The 1,572-nt window shown below is 54.8% G+C and carries 3 protein-coding genes; all 3 read left to right on the top strand.

Annotated features, from left to right (window positions below; all coding sequences use genetic code 11):
• Positions 1 to 770 (top strand): RHS repeat-associated core domain-containing protein (locus QME66_13830; GenBank protein ID MDI6810020.1); only part of this gene is annotated, 770 nt, incomplete at its 5' end.
• A 7-nt stretch (positions 771 to 777) separates the two neighbouring features.
• Complete coding sequence (locus tag QME66_13825; protein MDI6810019.1) at positions 778 to 1,185, top strand: hypothetical protein; 408 nt, start codon at positions 778 to 780, stop codon at positions 1,183 to 1,185.
• A gap of 77 nt (positions 1,186 to 1,262) precedes the next feature.
• On the top strand, positions 1,263 to 1,572 hold a 310-nt coding region (locus QME66_13820), incomplete at its 3' end, for a transposase (protein ID MDI6810018.1).

Raw genomic sequence — 1,572 nt, 5'->3', positions numbered from 1 at the left:
TGGCGCTCACGGGCGCCTCCGGCGCGGTCGTGGCCCGCTACCAGTACAACCCCTACGGTAAGCTTCTCGCCTCCTCCGGCGCCCTGGCTGCGGCAAACAATATCCGCTTCTCTTCCAAGTACACCGACACGGAAACCGGACTGCTCTACTACGGCTACAGATACTACTCACCGGGGCTGGGGAGGTTTACTAGCCGAGACCCCGTCGGGGAGAAGGGGTTCTACGTCTCATGTGGTTCTTGGTTAAAGGACGATTCACCATCGGATATCGGACATACTCATTGTGGTGGAATTGGTGACAGGGAATGCGGCTGCAAGGCTGTGGCAGCAGAGCACCAATCCCAAGCCTTTGAGGCGAGATCGATCGAAGAATGGAAGGCTCGGAAATCGCTTGAAGCGCTCCTGCACAATCCAGCCATAAAGCCGCTCTACCTTTTTGTGCACAATAGTCCCGCATCGAGAATCGATTATCTTGGATTGGATTCTCCGGGCTGTGACTGGGTTCCCGGAGGGCTGGAGACTCCTTGTGTTCTTCAGTGCTGTGCTCAACATGACAAGTGCTTCAAAGATCACGGCTGCACGGCTAGTTCGTGGGTCAATCCATGTGCGTCGAAGAAATGTAAGCAATGCAATTCTGACGCCAAGTCCTGCGTTACCGGATGTGGCACGAGCAAGAAGGATGACCCAAACAAACCGAATTACTACTGCGGTAAGTGTGGCGTATTCTTCGATGATCCCAAAAGTCCGCATATGCAACACAGCACCAACTGATATCGCAATGCTTAAGAACTCCATCGGCGTCACAGCTATTCTCTTCCTGGCGGCTGCTATCGGCGGCGTCCTGTGCGTTGTCCTTCCGGCGTTTCTGTCTGGGATTACGCGATCCTATGACGCACCTCTTTTCGCCGTTCTGCGAACTTCCGTGGAGAACCTTCGATTTCTACCGACAGCGATCTCGCTGTTTGTCTTGGGTGTGGGGTTGGGACTTCTTAATCCCAATCATTGGTTGGTTCTCGCGGTCGGCACCGTGGCTGTTTTTCCGGTAGCGGCAATTCTTGAGATGATGGTAGACCCAAGTTCCCATAATCTTTGGCCGATCGAATTCCTTGTCTATGCAGTCCTCGGGATACCCTCGATTCTTGGTTCTTGGGGTGGACGATTGATAGCGATCCGCCTGCGACCGTAATCCCCCCTTAAGCATTGGGGTCAACCTTGAGATAAAAGATAGTTGCGCGGCGGGGGTGAGTGTGCCATGATTCGATCATGGCGCGACACTTGAGGGTGGAATTTCCGGGAGCGATCTATCATGTGGCGATTCGGATGCTGGGGGACTGGAAGAAGGAAGAGAACCTTCTGTTCGAGGACGACGCGGACCGCGAGCGATTTCTGAGCCGCCTGGCCGACCGGGTCGAGCAGTACCACATACGGCTCTACCTGTACTGCCTGCTGACGAACCACGTTCGCCTGGTGTTCGAGACGTCGGAAGGGAACTGCTCGAAATTCATGCAGTCGCTTTCGACGGCCTACACGGTTTATTTCAACCTGCGGCACGGTCGTCACGGGGGTGATGTCT

This window comes from Candidatus Eisenbacteria bacterium, assembly GCA_030017955.1.
Classification (GTDB): Bacteria; Eisenbacteria; RBG-16-71-46; order JASEGR01; family JASEGR01; genus JASEGR01.
Note: the sequence above shows the minus strand (reverse complement) of the source record. Positions and strands in the feature narration are given on the sequence as shown.